The organism is Promicromonospora sp. NPDC060271, from assembly GCF_042726755.1.
GTDB lineage: Bacteria > Actinomycetota > Actinomycetes > Actinomycetales > Cellulomonadaceae > Promicromonospora.
This window is the reverse complement of sequence record NZ_JBHXBG010000014.1, coordinates 1-16,387: the sequence shown is the minus strand read 5'-3', so window position 1 is coordinate 16,387 and position 16,387 is coordinate 1. Positions and strand designations below refer to the sequence as shown.

General features: G+C 69.0%; 19 protein-coding genes. 8 read left to right on the top strand and 11 right to left on the bottom strand.

Annotation, left to right across the window (positions count from 1 at the left end; translation table 11 throughout):
• Nucleotides 1-9: 9 nt before the first annotated feature.
• On the bottom strand, nt 10-978 hold the full coding sequence (locus ACFWE2_RS03935) for an endonuclease/exonuclease/phosphatase family protein (protein WP_377222906.1): 969 nt from the start codon (nt 976-978) through the stop codon (nt 10-12).
• Between the two features lie 114 nt (nt 979-1,092).
• On the bottom strand, nt 1,093-1,776 hold the full coding sequence (locus ACFWE2_RS03930) for a DsbA family protein (protein WP_377222905.1): 684 nt from the start codon (nt 1,774-1,776) through the stop codon (nt 1,093-1,095).
• 103 nt (nt 1,777-1,879) lie between these two features.
• On the opposite strand from ACFWE2_RS03930, the gene ACFWE2_RS03925 reads away from it, so the two are divergent.
• Nucleotides 1,880-2,302: a winged helix-turn-helix transcriptional regulator gene (locus ACFWE2_RS03925; protein ID WP_377222904.1), complete on the top strand. Its 423-nt coding sequence runs from the start codon at nt 1,880-1,882 to the stop codon at nt 2,300-2,302.
• Between the two features lie 307 nt (nt 2,303-2,609).
• On the opposite strand, the gene ACFWE2_RS03920 is transcribed toward ACFWE2_RS03925, so the two are convergent.
• Genes ACFWE2_RS03920 through ACFWE2_RS03910 form a run of 3 tightly spaced genes read right to left on the bottom strand, consistent with a single transcriptional unit; the run spans nt 2,610 to nt 4,395 of the window.
• Nucleotides 2,610-3,134 (bottom strand): MarR family winged helix-turn-helix transcriptional regulator, encoded by a 525-nt coding sequence (locus ACFWE2_RS03920; RefSeq protein WP_377222903.1) that lies wholly within the window; start codon nt 3,132-3,134, stop codon nt 2,610-2,612.
• Nucleotides 3,131-4,111 carry an NADPH:quinone reductase gene (locus ACFWE2_RS03915; RefSeq protein WP_377222902.1) on the bottom strand — a complete coding sequence of 327 codons (981 nt, stop codon included), beginning with the start codon at nt 4,109-4,111 and terminating at the stop codon, nt 3,131-3,133. The genes ACFWE2_RS03920 and ACFWE2_RS03915 overlap by 4 nt, the downstream gene beginning before the upstream one ends.
• Nucleotides 4,108-4,395 (bottom strand): antibiotic biosynthesis monooxygenase, encoded by a 288-nt coding sequence (locus ACFWE2_RS03910; RefSeq protein WP_377222901.1) that lies wholly within the window; start codon nt 4,393-4,395, stop codon nt 4,108-4,110. The genes ACFWE2_RS03915 and ACFWE2_RS03910 overlap by 4 nt, the downstream gene beginning before the upstream one ends.
• 624 nt (nt 4,396-5,019) lie before the next feature.
• Between ACFWE2_RS03910 and ACFWE2_RS03905 the strand changes: the two genes are divergently transcribed.
• Together ACFWE2_RS03905 and ACFWE2_RS03900 are read left to right on the top strand one after the other, a co-directional pair.
• The gene (locus tag ACFWE2_RS03905) at nt 5,020-6,033 is read left to right on the top strand and encodes a transporter (protein ID WP_377222900.1); all 1,014 of its coding nucleotides are present in this window, start codon (nt 5,020-5,022) and stop codon (nt 6,031-6,033) included.
• A gap of 45 nt (nt 6,034-6,078) precedes the next feature.
• Nucleotides 6,079-6,297, top strand: coding sequence for a hypothetical protein (locus tag ACFWE2_RS03900; protein WP_377222899.1), 219 nt, complete (start codon nt 6,079-6,081; stop codon nt 6,295-6,297).
• Between the two features lie 97 nt (nt 6,298-6,394).
• Here the strand turns inward: ACFWE2_RS03900 and ACFWE2_RS03895 are convergent, their stop codons facing one another.
• From ACFWE2_RS03895 to ACFWE2_RS03875, 5 genes are all read right to left on the bottom strand, one after another.
• Nucleotides 6,395-6,883, bottom strand: a complete 489-nt coding sequence (locus tag ACFWE2_RS03895; protein ID WP_377222898.1) for a MarR family winged helix-turn-helix transcriptional regulator — start codon at nt 6,881-6,883, stop codon at nt 6,395-6,397.
• 217 nt (nt 6,884-7,100) lie between these two features.
• On the bottom strand, nt 7,101-8,345 hold the full coding sequence (locus tag ACFWE2_RS03890; RefSeq protein WP_377222897.1) for an alpha/beta hydrolase family protein: 1,245 nt from the start codon (nt 8,343-8,345) through the stop codon (nt 7,101-7,103).
• A gap of 51 nt (nt 8,346-8,396) precedes the next feature.
• Nucleotides 8,397-9,365 (bottom strand): NmrA/HSCARG family protein, encoded by a 969-nt coding sequence (locus ACFWE2_RS03885; protein WP_377222896.1) that lies wholly within the window; start codon nt 9,363-9,365, stop codon nt 8,397-8,399.
• Between the two features lie 421 nt (nt 9,366-9,786).
• Nucleotides 9,787-9,963, bottom strand: coding sequence for a hypothetical protein (locus tag ACFWE2_RS03880; RefSeq protein ID WP_377222895.1), 177 nt, complete (start codon nt 9,961-9,963; stop codon nt 9,787-9,789).
• Between the two features lie 234 nt (nt 9,964-10,197).
• On the bottom strand, nt 10,198-10,653 hold the full coding sequence (locus ACFWE2_RS03875) for a hypothetical protein (protein ID WP_377222894.1): 456 nt from the start codon (nt 10,651-10,653) through the stop codon (nt 10,198-10,200).
• Nucleotides 10,654-10,817: 164 nt separating this feature from the next.
• Between ACFWE2_RS03875 and ACFWE2_RS03870 the strand changes: the two genes are divergently transcribed.
• From ACFWE2_RS03870 to ACFWE2_RS03860, 3 genes are all read left to right on the top strand, one after another.
• Nucleotides 10,818-11,507, top strand: a complete 690-nt coding sequence (locus ACFWE2_RS03870; RefSeq protein ID WP_377222893.1) for a helix-turn-helix domain-containing protein — start codon at nt 10,818-10,820, stop codon at nt 11,505-11,507.
• Between the two features lie 82 nt (nt 11,508-11,589).
• Nucleotides 11,590-12,333 (top strand): alpha/beta fold hydrolase, encoded by a 744-nt coding sequence (locus ACFWE2_RS03865; protein WP_377222892.1) that lies wholly within the window; start codon nt 11,590-11,592, stop codon nt 12,331-12,333.
• Between the two features lie 105 nt (nt 12,334-12,438).
• Complete coding sequence (locus ACFWE2_RS03860; protein WP_377222891.1) at nt 12,439-13,629, top strand: hypothetical protein; 1,191 nt, start codon at nt 12,439-12,441, stop codon at nt 13,627-13,629.
• Between the two features lie 54 nt (nt 13,630-13,683).
• Here ACFWE2_RS03860 and ACFWE2_RS03855 read toward each other — a convergent pair whose 3' ends face one another.
• The gene (locus ACFWE2_RS03855) at nt 13,684-14,322 is read right to left on the bottom strand and encodes a maleylpyruvate isomerase family mycothiol-dependent enzyme (protein ID WP_377222890.1); all 639 of its coding nucleotides are present in this window, start codon (nt 14,320-14,322) and stop codon (nt 13,684-13,686) included.
• A 410-nt stretch (nt 14,323-14,732) separates the two neighbouring features.
• Between ACFWE2_RS03855 and ACFWE2_RS03850 the strand changes: the two genes are divergently transcribed.
• Together ACFWE2_RS03850 and ACFWE2_RS03845 are read left to right on the top strand one after the other, a co-directional pair.
• Entirely contained in the window at nt 14,733-15,338 is a 606-nt protein-coding gene (locus tag ACFWE2_RS03850; RefSeq protein ID WP_377222889.1) for a TetR/AcrR family transcriptional regulator, read from the top strand.
• Complete coding sequence (locus tag ACFWE2_RS03845; RefSeq protein WP_377222888.1) at nt 15,335-16,360, top strand: NAD-dependent epimerase/dehydratase family protein; 1,026 nt, start codon at nt 15,335-15,337, stop codon at nt 16,358-16,360. The genes ACFWE2_RS03850 and ACFWE2_RS03845 overlap by 4 nt, the downstream gene beginning before the upstream one ends.
• Nucleotides 16,361-16,387: the final 27 nt, after the last annotated feature.

Below are 16,387 nucleotides of genomic sequence, written 5' to 3'. Positions count from 1 at the left end.
CAAGACGCACTACTCGGTGGCGAACTCGAGCCACAGCGGGTAGTGGTCGCTGATGCGCCAGGATGCCTGGGCCTTGGTCAGGTTGCGTAATACGTGTGGGAGGAAGTTGAAGTTGCCCCCGTGCCCGGTGTAGGTCAGACCCTCCAGGAGCGAGGGGGTCTCGGGCTGGGTGGGGTCGCTGAACCAGGCGATCTGGTCGTACTGGTGATGGTCCTTGTCGTTGTCGAAGATGGTGCGCGGAACGTCGTTGAGCTCGGCCGGCGGCCAGAGCCCGGTGGAGAGAAACGCGTCGAACAGGGGGTCGTCGATGCGGTCGAGGTTGAAGTCGCCCAGAACCAGCAGGTTGTGGTTCCAGTCCTCGGGCCGGTCAGCCCAACCCCGCATCCACGCGGCGAAGGCGCTCAGCTCACCGATCCGGTCGGCAGGCTTCTTGCCCCACAGCACGTGGACGGTGGTCAGGATGAACTCGGTGGAGTCACGGACGAAGCCGGCGGCGTAGGGGGTGCGGGCGAACTGATCCACGTCACTGCTAGCACCAGCGGGAAGAACGAGCTCACCCACCAGGCCGGACGGCTGGACGCGCTCGGCGTCGTACACGTAGGCCAGACGCTCGCCGTTACCGGGACCGCCCTCGGTGACGTCGGAGGCGATGACCCTGTATCGCGGACCGAGCAGGTGCAGGAGGGCGAACAGTGCAGTGGTGTTGCGCCGGGTTTCCTGGACGGCGGTCACGTCGAACCGCTGGACCACCTCGGCGATGCAGGCCAGGGCGTGCCAGTCCCGCTTGGGACTGTCGTCCTGAGTCGACCGCCACTTGTGGGTGAGGTCGCCGAATGCGCGCAGGTTCCACGTCCCGATCAACAGGTTCTTGCTCGCCTTGGCCGGAACCTGCACTGCCAGGGCTGCGCGTATCCGGCCGACGTCGTCCGTGACCACACCGGGAACCGGCCCCGATGGCGGAGCAGTGATCGCGGTCATGCCGGCCTCCGACAGCTGGGAACTACCGATACCTACAATGAGCGCCACCTCAACGGGCAGATACGGCCGACCAGTCAGTTCACCCTCTCCCCAGGTCACAAGCCCGGATCAGGGTCACATCCGGCTGCAGGCCATCGTCCCGATGTCCCTCTTCTCGGACGGGTGCTCCTCGGCCCAGGCGCGCGTGATGACCTGGAGGAACGTGTCGATCTCCTGGGCACCGGCCAGACCGTACCGGCCGTTCACGACGGTGAACGGGACCCCCTGAGCTCCCAGTAGCAGCGCCGCATCATGGTCTGCCCGCACGCGGTCACGGTAGGTGCCGGTCTCCAGCGCGCTGCGCACGTCCTGCGCCTCGAAACCGAGCTCGCCGGCGAAGGCGACCACGGTGTCGACGTCGAAGAGGTTCCGCCCCACACCGCAGTGGTCTCGGAACGCCTTGTGCCACGCTTCGGCGTTCATGCCGCGGTCGCTCGCGTAGGCGAAGAACTCGTGGACCACCTGCGTGTTGCCCATGATGCGATCCATCACGACGTAGGGCTGCAGCCCGTCGCGCTTCGCGAGACGCTCGATCGGACGGATGTAGTCCTCGGCCGCCTGCCCGACCTTGCCCACCTGACGCAGCAGATCGCGCTGGGAGATGCCTTCGCCTCCGGGCAGACCCGGCGACATGATGAACGAGCGATGCACGAGCTCGATCTCGTCCGCATGCTCGAAGCGTTCAAGTGCCGCGTCAAGTCGGTGGTTCGCCAGGCCGCACCACGGGCAGACGAGGTCCGACCAGATCTCGACCTTCATCTCGATCTCCAATTCCTACTGTTTGTGTGTAACCACATGATGCGTCAGCATTGAGGGGTCTACAAAAGGCACATTGATGTGCGCACCGCAAGGAGGACCGAGCATGCCGACAGTCGAGGAGTTCCGCGCCGCCAACCTCACGCTGCCTGGGCCGTGCGCAAGATGGGAGGACGACGCCGACCTCATCCGGGAGATCGTCGATCGGGTCGGTAACAAGTGGACCGTGCTCGTGATCGGCACCCTCGGCGACGGGGCGCTGCGTTACACCGACCTCCATCGGGCGATCCCGAATATCTCGCAGCGCATGCTCACCCTCACCCTCAAGCAGCTGATCCGCGACGGGCTGATCACCCGCACGGCCTACGCCGAGGTCCCTCCCCGCGTCGAGTACGCCCTCACCGAGCTCGGGCGCACCCTGCTCAGCGCCGTCCTCGCCCTGGCCACATGGGCCTACGACCACCGCATGGACATCTACGCCAACCGCGAGCGGTTCGACCGAGTCGAGTCTGGCCGCGTCGATCTGTAGAGCTTGCGCGCCCGGCCGGAGTAGAGGGCTCCGCCGTCCGCGACCGTCGTCCTACGGATGCACACCCAGGCGGCACCTCAAGCTTCGTCGGCACCGATTCTTCATGCGGGCACCTTGGATGAGTGAGCCCCCGGGTGTGCGACATGAACGACCTTTGGGCCACAGCACCGGCTGGATCCGGGACGCCGTCACCGTCCCGCATGCGGTCAGACACGGCAACGAGCACCCATGAGAGCCATCGCCCTGTCCGCATGTACGAGGGCGCGGTCTCATCGTCCGCGGACGACAAGAGCACTCCTCACGACGACTATTCCCGCGTGCTGTCCCCCCGCGCAGCCCGGACCGCACGCGCGGCCCGGACCAGGTGGTCCACGAGCGTCGCCAGGCCGTCCTCGCCCAGTTCGTCGGCCACTCGCGCCTCCAGGTCGGCGATGATGTTCCGCGAGGCCTCCAGCTCGGCGAGCCCTCGTTTGGTCGGTGCCAGGAGCTTGGCCCGGCCGTCGGAGGGGTCCGGCCGCCGCGTGACGTAGCCCGCCTCCTCCAGCTCGTCGGCGATGGTGCCGATGATCTGCTTGGGCTGACCGGACAGCTCGGCGTACTCGGACAGACGCCGCCCCTCGGGCGTGAGGTAGGCCAGAACGGCGCCCTGGCGCGGCCGGACGTCCGTGAACCCCTCCTCGGCGATGCGGCGGAACATCTCACCCTGCAGCAGGAGCAGCAGCCGCGTCGTCGCCATCGGCAGGTCGGTCCGCGGCCGGACCGGCCGGCCAGTACTGTCGGTCCCGGTAGCGGCAGTGGTGTCGGCAGCGGCAGCGTCCGGTCGTCGGTTCATGGCTCCAGGATGACGCGTGTCGCGCCCGATCCGTGCTCGACATCCTCGTGCGCCTCGACGATCCGGTCCAGCGGGTAGCGCGCCCGAACCGGGTAGTGCAACGTGCCGTCCGCGAGGGCCGCGGTGAGGTCCCGTGCGGCGTGCTGGTTGGCCTCCTCAGGGAAGTCGTCGTTGCTGAGGAAGCGCACGGTGACGTTCTTGAAGCCGAGCGGCCAGAACGGCACGCGCGGTTCGGCGTCGACCGAGGCGTAGGTGGCGATCTCGCCGCCGTACCGCAGTACCTCATGGATCTCCCTGACGTCAGCGTCGAACGCGACGTCTGCCGCCAGGTCGAGCCGTTCCCTACCGATCGCCTGGGCAATCCGGCCGGCCATCCCCGGCCCCGCGAGCACGGCATGCTGAGCCCCGAGAGCGCGCGCCTGCTCGAGCTGGGTCTCCGAGCGGACGGCTGCCACGACCGTGGCCCCGCCGCGTAGCGCCGAGGCGACGGCGGCTCGCCCGACGGCGCCTACCGCGCCGGTCACCAGCACGTTCCGGCCCACGACGGAGCCGCCCGCGAAGACCGCCCGGTGTCCGGTGATGCCCGGGATGCCGAGACCTGCGGCCTGCTCGAACGGGATGCCGTCGGGCAACGGCACGGCATGCTCGGCCGGCACTGTCGTGTACTCGGCCGCCGTCCCGCCCGGCCGGTAGGACTGGGCGAGGAAGACCCACACCCGCTCCCCTATCCGGGCCTCGTCGACGCCCGGTCCGACGGCGTCCACGACGCCCGCACCGTCGCCGTGCGGGACGACGCGAGGAAACGCCATCGTGGAGCCCCAGTGGCCCTGCCGCTTGCCGGTGTCACCGACATGGATCCCGGACGCGACCACACGCACCCGGACCTCACCCGGCCCCGGCTCGGGCACGGGTAGCTCGCCCACCTGCAGCACGGCCCGGGCCGGTCCCTGACGCTCGTACCAAGCGGCACGCATCATGCCTCCCACAGCTGCCCCTCCTCCCCCGCGACGACGGCCTCGATCGCGGCGAAGAACGTCGCCACCGCCGGAGAGTCCGCGCCACGGCGCCGCGACTCCGCGAAGTCCGCCGAGCTCTCCCACACGATCAGGTCGAGCCACTCGTTCTCCGACAGCCGCACCAGGTCCGCACGGACGAACCCGGGCCGCTCGCTGAACGCCGCCAGCATCGCGGGCCGCGCCTCGCTCAGCGCGGCCGCCTTGTCCGACGCGACCCGCAGTCGCGTCACCTCCATCACCGGCATGACTCCTCCTCGAAATTAGTCAACGATCTTGACCAGTTGAGGATAGTCAAGAATCTTGACCAATGGCAAGGGCCCACGGGCGGCGCTCTGTGCGGCTCTTCCGCTGCCGTGGCGCACCGCTGGGGCGCCACGGCCATCAGCGAACGCCGGGTCAGGATCCCGGCCGCCTCGGCAGCCAAGTACAACGCTACGAAGGGCGATGCCATCGCCTGGTTCGACGCCGGCTCGCGCTCGGTCCGCACTAGGTCCTGACGATCGTCGGATGGATGGCCGCCGACCCTGCCACTCGACCGTGACAGCGAGCCATCCAGTTACGAGCCGCCCCGATTCACCACTCGATGCCATGCCGCCCGGCCGCCCCTGCTCGCCAAAAGGCTGGATCAGCCCGCCCGGGCGCAGCGCCTGGGCGGCGGCGTGCCCGACTCGCGGATCGCGTTCTGCGCGCACTGGCACTCGGGCAGGAGCCGCTGAGCAGCGGTGGGCAGCCGCGATCAGAACACCGCCCACAGCGCGCAGCCGGAATGTCGAGGCGTTGACGTCGCAGCGCCGCTGCTTGTGGAAGTAATAGAAGGTGACTATCTTCCTTGATGACTAACTTGTTTCCCTGTCTCCGGAGGTCGTGGCATGTCGACGAGCGCAGCAGGTTACCCGGATGCCGCAGTCTCGCCGGCGCCGCTCACCGGGGTACGCCCTTCCGCGCCGACGCGGACCGGAGTGCCGCTCAACTACTTCGGCATGTCGTTCGGCCTCGCGGGGTTGGCGGGAACATGGACCGAGGCAGCCACATTGCTCGGTTCTCCGCCCCTGCTCGGCGAGTTGCTGTGGGCGTTGGCCATGCTGGTGTGGATCGGCACGATCGGCACCTACGCCGTTGGTGCACGCACCCTGAGCCATGTCGTCCAGGACCTGCGACACCCGGTCCTGGGGCCGTTCGCGGCTCTGGTCCCGCTACCGCCGATGTTGCTGGGTGCGCACCTGGCCGGCCTCGCGCCGGTGGTGAGCGACGTGCTGGTCTGGGTGGCGGTCGGCGGCAGCGCCTTGTTCGGGGGCTGGTTCCTGGCGCGAATCGTCACCGCGCCTCCGGGATTCAGTGCTGTGCACGGCGGGTACCTGCTTCCGACCGTCGCTGCGGGCCTGGTCGCCGCGCAGACCCTGGCGACCATCGGGGCTCACGACGTCGCACTGGCCGCCTTCGGCTCGGGCGCCCTGTTCTGGGCGCTCTTCGGCGCCGCCCTCCTGGCGCGGGTGCTGTCCGGCCCGGAGCTGCCGGGCGGGCTGCTACCCACCTTCGCGATCTTCGCCGCACCGCCCGCGGTCGCGGGTAACGCGTGGTGGGTCCTCTCCGGACAGGACGTGGGGTACGTCGGGCTCGCCCTCGCCGGTGCCATGGTGGCAGTGGTCCTGCCGCACCTGTTCCTCCTCCCGCGATACCTTGCTCAGCCGTTTACACCCGGGTTCTGGGCCTTCACGTTCACCGCCGCGGCGAGCGCGACGTTCGGCGTCCGGATGCTGTCGAACGCGTCCACGGTCTGGTCGACGGCGGGCGCCTGGTTGCTCGTCGCGGCAGCCACGGTGGTGATCGGCGTGATCGGGGTGCTCACCGTGGTCGCGCTGGCGCCTCGACGAAAAGAAGAGTGATGAGAGCAGCGTGGGACGACGAGCGGGGGCCGCCGGCGATGGTGGGTGACGCTACTGCGGTACGGCGGCTCGATCTCGCCGTATGTGACGGCTGACCCTAGGCCGGACGTGCCGTTCTGGGAGCTGGTCGTCAAGGGCGTGACGGTCCACTTCCTGAGCAACTACGTCTTCCCCGAGTCGCCGAACCAGCGGGCCACCCCTGACCTCCCGGCGGCTCTCGCCGTCGGCGATCTGCGGTATGACGTCCGTGCCACCTATCCGTAGGAGCGGATCGTGCAGGCCATGGAGGCCATGGAACACGGGTCAGGCGCTTCACGCGTGCTGTTCGAGACCTGACTGAGCTGGCCGGGACCGCGAGCGTTCAGCTCGAGCCGGCCGACTCCTCGGCCTCACGCTGGTGCTCCACCACCGACCGCAGGTTCTCGAGAAAACGTGCGTAAGCCTCTGGTCCGAGCCGGCGTCGGTGCCGCTCACCGATCTCTGCCATGATCGCGTCGGCCCTGCGCATCTCCCGCAGACCGCGCTCGGTGGGGACCAGGAGCTTCGCACGCCGATCGACCGGGTCGGGCCGGCGTTCGACATAGCCCAACGCCTCCAGCTCGTCGACGTTCTTGCCCACGACCTGCTTGTGCTGCCCGGACAAGCGAGCCAGCTCGGTGGCACGGATACCGTCCGCGCGCAGGTAGGCGAGCACCGCACCGTGCCGCGGTGCGATGTCGTCGAACCCTTCTCGGTGCAGACGGCGGAACAGTTCGCCCTGCACTGAGAACAGCAGTCTTCCCGCGAGCACGCCCAGGTCGGTCGACTCGTCCCGACGTTGCCCGCCTGCCGACGTCCTGCCTTCCGCCACCGATGCCTCCCACCCCATGGATTGAAAGCACCCTATAAGAGAGAGGCGGTGGCCGGTCTGGACGGGGCCCGGGACCAGGTCCGGCGCACGGGACACGAGGGCACCGTTATGTCCGCTCGTCGACCCGGAGAGCGATACCGCGCGTGGGGGCCGCACGTGCCCCGGCCGTGTCTGGGCGTCCTGCGCGTAGGATCTTCGTCCTTCGCCACTGACAACCTCACCGGTGTAGTAGTGGGCTGATCGGTCCAGGCACGGTCGAGGAACTCTGCGCGGTCGCGGGCCATCTTTGCTGCTGGCGGCGCGCAGCGAGCACTTGGTCGATCCAGCCGGTGACGGTCGTCCAGACGGGGTGCTCGGGGTGGACGACGTCGAAGTGCGTGCCGCCCTCGACCTCGACGTAGCGGGCGGTGCCGCCGTCGGCGGTGACCTTGTCGACGTAGCGGCGGCTCCACGCGGCGGGGACTGCTTCGTCCGCGGTGCCGTGGACGGCCAGGACTGGGACACCGGCAGGGGCGAGCTCGGTCGGTGATGTCCAGGTGTAGCGGTCGGGTCGCTCGTCTGCGCGAGCGCCGACCAGGAGCGGCACGATCCCCGCCCCGACCAGCCCGGCCACGACGGGCCAGGCCCCGGGCCGGGCGGCGTCAGGGGCGTCCTTCGGCGGGGCGGCGTCCGGGTCGGCGAGGGCGGCGCCGAAGGCTTCGGCATCGGCAGCCCGCAGGTCGAGCGGTGCGCCGAGCGAGACCAGGCCGACGGGGTCGATCCGGGGGCGGCTGCCGGGTGCCTGGGGCGGGAGGGCGGCCCGGTGCGCGGCCCACGTGGCCAGGTGTCCGCCGGCGGAGTGTCCGAGGAGCACGACACGACCGGTGTCGAGCGCCGGGTCCAGGCCGTCGAGGGCGTCGACCGCGGCGGCGACGTCGAGGAAGGTGCCGGGCCAGCCTCCGCCAGGCTCGCCGATCCGACGGTACTCGATGTTCCAGACGGCGTACCCGTGGCCCACCAGGTCGTCGACGACGTCGGTGATCTGCCGGCGGTCCCACATCGCGGCCCAGTAGCCCCCGTGGACCACGACCACGACGGGGAACGGGCCCTCGCCGTCCGGCAGGTAGAGCTCGCCGACCTGTGACGGCTCCGGGCCGTATGCAACCGTCCGCACGCTGCGCGGGCCGTCCGCGCCGTCGTCGTAGCGCAGGCCGCGATCGGAGGCGGTGACCGCGTCGATCGTCGCGAAGAACGTGGCAATCTCCGGGCGGTTGGCGCCCTTGGCCCGCGACTCGTCCCAGGCTGCGTCGTCTGTCCACTCGACCAGGTCGAGCCAGGTGGTCTCGTCGATGCGAGTCAGCCGGGCGGAGACGAACCCGCGTCGGTCCGCGCGGAATGCCTCCAGCATCGCGGGCCGGGCCGCCAGCATGGCGGGCGTGTTCTGCGGGGTCACGGTGAAGGTGGTCATCTCAAGGACGGACATCGTCAGCTCCTGGGGTATGCGGCAGGTCAGATATCGGGCGGAGGGATAAGGTCAGAAGCGGAGTTCGGCCCGGTGCGCCTCGAGCCAGTCGCTCAGGGTCTGCAGTCGGGGGTTGAGCTCCCGCACGACGTCGAGCTCGCGATCGCCGGTGAACTGCTCGGAGTTCTCGGCGTAGAACTGGAACATGTTTCCGAACTCAACGGCCCCGGCGAATCCGAGCGCACGGAAGTCGCCCCAGCTCAGCGGCCGGTAGTGCACCGGCTCGCCGATCGCGCTGGCCATCGCGTGGGCGATCTCTTCTCCGGTGAGGTGATCCCCCGCAATCGAGACGGTGCGCCCGGCGTACTCCTGTGGTCCGCGTCGAAAGATGCCGAGGGCCGTCCGGCCGATGTCCTCGGCGGCGATGGCGGCGATCCGCTTGTCGGCCATGGGCAGCGTCAGGACGAGCGTGCCGTCCGCCTCTCGTACCGGTGCCAGCGGCCCCGCCAGGCTCTCGTAGTAGAAGGTGGTCCGCAGGTAGGTGGTCGGCACGCCAGCCGTGCGGAACAGCTCGTCGGCCTCACTCTTCGCGTCGAAGTGGGGCACCGTGTAGCGCCCGTCGTCCAGGAGAGGCACCCGGCCGCTGTCGCCGAAGTGCGGTCTGGTGTCGTCCAGCGTCGACCAGATCACGTGCTGGACTTTCGCAGCGCGAGCCGCGCGCGCCGCGTTGCCCGCCTGCTCCAGCTCCATGTCCGCCGCGGACCTGGCGGCCACCTCCTCGGCGCTGCGCTCAGCGAAGTAGTTGGTCACGACGTACACGCCGTGCACCCCCTCGAAAGCCCCGCGCAGGCTGTCCTCGTCGTCCAGGTCCGCCGCCACGACCTCGGCGCCGGCCGCCGCCAGTGCCCGGGCGCTCGTGCTGCTGACGTCCCGTGTCAGCGCGCGGACCCGGAACTCGCCAGCGGAATCGGCGAGGATCGCCCTAGCCAGCCCGCCACCTTGCGACCCCGTCGCCCCGGTCACCGCAATGATCTTCTGCATGCCATCCCCCACATAGTCACCGATTCTTACTACCGGGACAGTAGGACACGCGCACCACTTAGTCAACATAATTGACGATCACCAATACTTACTACCATCCGCCCCGGTCCGGCGGCACGTCCGCGGCGTTGTGCGGCACAGTGCCCCGACGTGCGGGATCTGCTCGACAGCCCGCACCAAGGTCACCTGGACCAGCACCGCCACCCCGTTGGCGAACACCTACCCGAACACGGCGTCCTTCAGGTAGAGATCGACGTTCCCCTCGGAAGCACCGGGGCTGGCGACCACGTCGAACAACTGGGTCGGGCCTACCGGCCCCTGTCCGCCGAGCAATCCGTCAAGCCCTCGCCCACGTCAGGCACGAACGCGTCGATGTAGACCAGGGCCCTGACGTCCGGGTCGCTCAGCGCGGCGCCGTGGTTCAGCGCTTGTCGAGATCTGCACCGATCATTGCTTGGAGGGCATCGCGCCCCTTGGCACCGAGGGCTGCGCCGAGTGCGGCTTCGAGCTTGTCGAACGGGTCGTCGAGCGGGAGAGCGCCCAGTTCCCGGGCCAGCTCGGGCACAGCCCACACGCCGCCCTCTGCGGTGATGGACACGCCGTGGGTCCAGCCCCGGGCGACGGTCACGGTGCCGCCGCGGACCGACAGGCATGAATACGCGGTGAGCCATGCAAGCCGTGCGCGGCCTCAGACACTTTGGCGAGCGCGGCGTCGACCTAGAACCGTCGCTGCTCGCTGGGCGTCGGCTGTTGTGGACGATGGCGCCACTTATAGAACCACGACTCTGATGAAAGCATTCTTGGTCGCCAGCTGACGCCAACCGCCAGCAGGTCAGCAGACGGTGGCGCTCACATGCACCCAGCCGGTCTCCACAGAACCACCCGACTTGGGCTTCCACTGGAGCTTCGCACTGCCGACCACGTCCGTGCCGCAGGACAGGTCGAACGCGGGCGTCGCCAGGGCGTCCGAGACGTCTTCGTAGGGAAAGTTCCGCTTCACCGGGTAGAACGTGACGCTGGGCGGATTCGTCCAGTCCTTGGTCATCGTGATGTCGGTCTCCACGATCCGCACGACGTAGTCGCCGGGACGACTGGAGTCGTCCGACACCGATCCGCGCACGTAGACGGTCCCGGTGGAGTTCTGCCGGATCGACACGCAGCGGTCGACCCTGTCCCCCACGCAGTGCCCGGCCACACGCGTCCACGCGCTGGCAGGTGCCGCCGTCAGCACCGTCGCCAGCATCGTCAGGCCGGCAACCGCTGCCAGCGTCCTCTTGATCCGGTTCACGCGAGCCCTCCCTGTCCGCGGGACGCTTGACCAGCGTCCCGTCGCCATCAAGCGTCCCCTCTCCGGCGGTTCTCCGCACGCGAAGTGCTGGCGCAGGACGCGCCGACGACATACCTGGACGCGAAGCTCGGCGGACGCGGAAGCCACGTATAAGATCGCGCCGCGTGGGGCTGATCTTCAACGCTGTCGTCGGTGACGTCCCGCTGGTGCAGCGGGTCTGGTCGTCGAGCTGCGACGCTACGACCTCGTTCGCTTCGGCGGCCAAGGCCTCATCCATGATCGCGTTCGCTCGGTACCGTGGCCGATTGACCGTGCACCTCCGCGGACCGGAGACACGGGGTACCTCGTTGCCCTGCCCAGAGGGCGCGGAATTCTTCGGTGTCGAGTTCCGGCTCGGCGCCCATCTCCCGCTCTACCCGCCCGCCGGTCTGACGGACCTGAGGGACGCGCTCCTGCCAACCCTGTCAGACGGCCGGATCTTGCTCGACAACCGGGACTGGGAGATGCCGACCGCGCATAACGTCGACGTCTTCGTCAACCGGCTGGTGCGCGCAGGCTTGCTGATCTTCGACCCGGTCGTCGACGAGATCCGGCACGGCGAACGACCACACGGCATGTCGGAACGGACCGCGCAGCTCCGGTTCCAGCGAGCCGTCGGGATCTCGCACCGCAGGCTCGCCCGCATCGAGCAGGCCCAGCACGCCGCTCGACTCCTCACGGCAGGGAGACCCATCGCCGACGTGGTCGCCGACGGCGGCTACTACGATCACCCGGAGCTCTCCCGGGCGATGCGTTGGGCGACCGGTCACACCCCGAGCGAGCTGCGGGCAGGCATCGGGTTTCTGGCGTTGTGATCCGCCCGTTCGGTTCGGTACAAGACGGACCGACCAACCGGATGATTGACTCGCCGCCATGACTCAAGGTGCATACGCCTCGGTGAACGGCATCGACCTGTACTACGAGATCCTCGGCGCCGACAGGCCCGGTCTGCCACTGGTCATGCTGCACGGCGGCGCGCTGACCTTCCATCTGAGCTTCGACTCGTTGCTGCCGGCGCTGACCGCCGAACGGAAAGTGATCGGGATCGAATTGCAGGGGCACGGGCACACGGCCGACGGCGACCGGCCGTTCTCCATCCGGCAGAGCGCCCAGGACGTGATCGCACTGCTCGATCAGCTCGGCATCGAGCGGGCCGACTTCCTCGGCTACAGCCTGGGCGGGCTGGTCTCCACCGACGTTGCCGTCATGGCCCCGGACCGGGTCAGCCGGCTCGTGCTGGCCGCCTCGCACTTCGGGCCGACCCGATCCAAGGCCTACTACCCCGAGATCACCGGACTGGACCTGGAATCGCCGCGGATGCCGACCGAGGAGGAGGGCACGGCCATGATCCGCGCCTACGAGGAGGTGGCGCAAGATCCTGAGGGCTTCTACCCGTCCGTGCAGAAATACCAGGCGGCGGTGCACGACCACGAAGGGTGGACCGACGAACAACTGGCGCGGCTCACCATGCCGGTCTTGATCATCATCGGCGACACAGACTTCGTCCGACTCGAGCACGCGGTCGAGATGAAGCAGCTGCTGCCGAACGCGCAGCTGGCGATCCTGCCAGGCACGAAGCACATGCAGGTCATCCGACCCGACCTGGTGCTACCGATGGTGACCGCGTTCATGCGGCAGTGATCACGGCAGTCAGGTCAGATGTGACTCCGATGTGAAGGTCCGCTCGGGGTGATCTCCTGTGGCTCACGGCAAAACGGTTCCATCAGCGCTGTAGGGTCCGTGGCCATGAGTTCGACGAAGACGCTGCTGGTTGACGAGGTGGACTGGTCTCGGTTGTTCCATGCCTACGGCGTCACGTCGGATACCCCGCGGCATCTGCATGCTCTTGTGTCCGACGACGAGGCCGCGTTCGGCAACGCTCTCGACCATCTCCACGGCGCCGTGCTGCACCAGGGGACCGTCTACCCGGCGACGGTGCCCGCCCTGCGGGTCGTGGCCGGGACGCTGCACGACCAGACGCACCACCAGGTTCTGCGTCGGCGAGACGAGCACGGGCGGTCGCGCCTGACCTCGCTGCTGGAATGGATCGACGCGGTCGGGGACAGCGCGTCCTGGTACGAGGACACTGACCCGTCGGACGCCGCCGAACCCACGGACGAGGACATCGACGCCTTCTACCGTGCGATGGCGGCGGACGACGAGTCGGTATGGGGCTCCGAGCTGAACCACTACCTGTGGGCCCGGTCGATCGCCGAGCTGCCGGCGGCGTGCGGCGAAGCACTGACAACGGTCTCGACGTTCTTGACCGACAAGGACGAGACCGTGCGCTCCGCGGCCCTCGATGCCTACGTCCGGCTTGCAGCGGTCCAGCCGGACAGGGCGGAGCTGACCGGGCCGCTGCTCAGCGCTGTAGAGGCCGCGTCCGGGCGGGACGAGCGCGCGGTGGTCGTCCTGGGTCTGGGTGACCTCGGCGTGGATACCACGCCGTGGCTGTCCGACGACGACCCCGCGATCCGTGCCTGCGCCGCCCTGTCCCTCACCGGCTCCGCCGCGGCGACCGCCGTGCTCGTCGGCGCTCTGCAGGACCCGTTGGCGGTGGACGAGTGGTTCACCCGCCGTCCGTCGAGATTCGACATGCGAGTCCACTTCGGCCTGATGGCCAACGTCCTGGCCCGCGACGTCGCACTCGCCGAGATCCTGCCCGCGTGCCTGTCCGTGGTCCGGGTCGCGCAGGGCGGTCTGTGGTCAAACATGACCTGGGGCCCAGTCCTGCTCAGGGTGTTTCCCGACGTGGAGTTCCAGCCTGGCGTTCGGCCCGACCCGCCGCAGAACCTGGACGACGCCCAGAAGGCAGTGCTGCGCGCGCTCGTTGCCAACGATGACCTCTGGGACCGGCGTGACGGCAACGCGAACCTGGCACGGATGCGCGTCGGACTACCCGACGATCGCGACGCGGTGGCCCGCCTCGCCTCCTGACCGAAGGGGGAGCACAGATCACGGATGCCCGACGCCGGTCAGGAACGTGGCCTGTCAGCCTCCGACAAGCCGGACGCGCAACGTCTGGACTCCTGGCCCGGTGAGGTCGTCGAGCGCGACGGCCCGGCCGCTGACCGCCATGGCCAACGCTTCGCTCGAGCCTTCGACGGCGGCGCCCGAACCCCAGGCCCAGTCCTGATCGGTGCTCCGCAGCGCCAGGCCGTCCAGCCTGCCCTTCGGTACGACTCCTCGTGATGCCTGCCTGGTCGGCAACCAGTCGAGCACCATCCGCCAGTCGGCCACGCTCACGTCGTCGGCGAGGCCGAGTGGCCGAGCACAGTCGCGAAGGTGAAGGCACCCGTCCGCCATCTGCCCCATCGGACCTACCCCCGGCGCCGGCACACGTTCCTCCGCGTGATCGCGAAGCACCTTCGTGAGTTCCCCGACCGGCCTGGTCGCCAGTTCCGCCGCGATCGACTCGCTGGCTCGGTCCAGCGAGCCACGGGCGCGGACGGCCCGCCAGATCAGACCCTTGAGGTCGACCAGGAATGGCATCGTCAGATGGGCAAGCACTTCCCGCACCGTCCATGCGTCGCAAAGGCTCGGGGAATCGAGCCCGCTGTCGTCGAGAGAGTCGAAGAAGTCGGCGAGCATTCGCCGGTTGGCTGCGGTTCGTACCAGCACGTCAGGCATGCGGGAATCCTCGCCACAGGCAGGTGGCGACGCAAGGGTCCGTCTGACGTCCTCGATGAACCCCGGGTGGGTCAGGATCGGTAGTACGGGCGACCTGGCCACGCATCGACCGCGACTACGAAACCCTCCCCGTGGGGATGCAAACTCCTCCTCGGTGCCGCTGAGGTCGCCAGGCAACGATGTCGTGGTAGCGGGGTTCGGTTGGCGGGCGGCGAGTGCTTGGCCGGATGGTCAGCGGCTGGTTTCACGCGCGAACTGGAGCCGCTTGGATCTTGGTCAGCCAGGCAGTTACGGGCTGCACTGAGTAGCTGCAGCGCTGACATGAACGGTGACGGGCGCCCGCGTCAGCCCGTCGTACTATAAATGACTGACTACTCAGTCGTTTATGGGAGACATGGATGCCACGAACTTTGAGCGACCAGCGCCGCACGGCGCTGCTGGAAGCCGCTACACGAGCGATCGCACGCGACGGGCTCGCGGCACCGACCGCGTCGATCGCAACAGAGGCGGGGGTCTCGGCCGGCTCGTTGTTCAACTACTTCCCGACCAAGACCACGCTGCTCAACGCGCTCTACCTCCACCTGAAACGGGACCTCGCCGCGGCAGTGGTCGAGCCGCCCATTCCTCCGGGACCCTTGCGCGAGCGCGCCCGGGAGGGTTGGCGGCGGTGGATCCGGTGGGGCGCCGCCGATCCCGACAAGCAGCGCGTGCTGATGCTGATCGAGGCATCCCACGAGCTGACCGCCCAGACCCGCGAAGACGGCATCGAGGCCATGCAGGGAGCGGACTCGCTCTTCGCGGAAGCGCAACCGGCGGGGCCCTTCGCGGACCAGCCGCTCGAGTTCCTCGTGGCCACGGTGGCCGCCATGGCGGCCACCACCATGGAGGCCGTCGCGCACGAACCCGCAGAGTTCGAGAGCCGCAGCAACGCGGGCTTCACCGCGACGTGGGGGGCGATCGGAACGAGCGGACGACCTTCCGATACCGGCACGGACGAAAGAAGGAATCAGTCATGACGAACCGCGTGCTCGTGACAGGGGGCAGCGGCTTCCTCGCCGCGCACTGCATCCTGCGCCTGCAGGAGGACGGCTTCACCGTCCGGACCACGGTGCGCTCCGAGCGCGGCGCGGACCGCATGCGCTCCATGGTGGCAACAGGTGGCGGCGCGGACGCAGCAGCCGGTGTCGAGGTCGTGCAGGCGGACCTCACCGCGGACGACGGGTGGGACGCCGCCGTCGGCGGCTGCGAGTACGTGCTGCACGTCGCCTCTCCCTTCCCCGCCGCACCACCCGCGCGTGAGGACGACCTGATCGTGCCCGCACGCGACGGCGCGCTGCGCGTTCTGCGCGCCGCACGGCGCGGCGGCGTCAGGCGAGTCGTACTGACCTCGTCGTTGGCAGCCATCGACTACGGGCACCCCCCGAGGATCACCCCCTACGAGGAGACCACATGGACGGACCTCGAGGGTCCCGGCGTGTCTGCGTACGCCAAGTCCAAGACGCTCGCCGAGCGCACGGCGTGGGACTTCGCGGAGCGTGAAGGCTTGGAGCTCGCGGTGGTGAACCCGACCGGCATACTCGGACCGGTCCTCAGCGACGACTACGGCACCTCCGTCGGGGCGATCGCCTCCCTGCTGGACGGAGCCCCTCCCGTTCTTCCCCGAGCGACGATCGGCATCGTCGACGCCCGCGATGTCGCCGATCTCCACGTGCGCGCGATGACGCACCCCGCCGCTGCAGGCGAGCGGTTCATCGCGACTGCCGGGTTGATGACCCTGCCCCAGATGGCGCGAACGATCCGGGACGAGCTCGGCGATGTGGCGAGCAAGGTACCCACCAGGACCATCCCGGACTGGGTCGTGCGGGTCATCGCCTTGTTCGACGACAACGTCCGGCTGAGCCTGACCATGCTCGGCACGCCGCGTGACACGACGAGTGCCAAGGCACAGCGCGTGCTCGGCTGGGCACCGCGCCCGCCAGAGGTGGCCGTTCTCGCGACGGCGCGGAGCATCCTCGCCTTGAGGGCCCGTCGATCCTGACCGCGACGTCGCCCGCGATTCGAGACG